The following is a 263-nucleotide window of genomic DNA, read 5'->3' as shown; positions in this document are numbered from 1 at the left end:
ATCATTTTGAAATACGCACGCAACACCATCAGCACCATTCGCATCTTTAGTTCCTAAATAAGCCTGAAATCTGATTGTAAATGAATCTTTAAAATTAATTCTATAGATAGACCACATCTGGCCACTTTGGCTGTTTGTATTGGCGGTAAGCCTTACTTCGTTGGAAGGAACTCCTGAACTTCCGCTAACGGCGGTACCTTTCAGAACAAACAAATCACTCATTGTAGCTCCATCCAGTCGTTTTTCTAAGCAATCTGATATAC

The 263-nt window shown here is 39.5% G+C and carries 1 protein-coding gene; it reads right to left on the bottom strand.

What is annotated here, in order from left to right; translation table 11 throughout:
* A partial coding sequence (locus SB725_RS31945; protein ID WP_410923473.1) for a lectin-like domain-containing protein occupies window positions 1–222 on the bottom strand: 222 nt, incomplete at its 3' end.
* Between the last annotated feature and the right edge of the window lie 41 nt (window positions 223–263).

Source organism: Pseudomonas sp. SIMBA_041, assembly GCF_046535095.1.
GTDB lineage: Bacteria > Pseudomonadota > Gammaproteobacteria > Pseudomonadales > Pseudomonadaceae > Aquipseudomonas > Aquipseudomonas mucoides.
The sequence above is the reverse complement of the archived record's forward strand: the minus strand, read 5'-3'. Positions and strand labels throughout refer to the sequence as shown.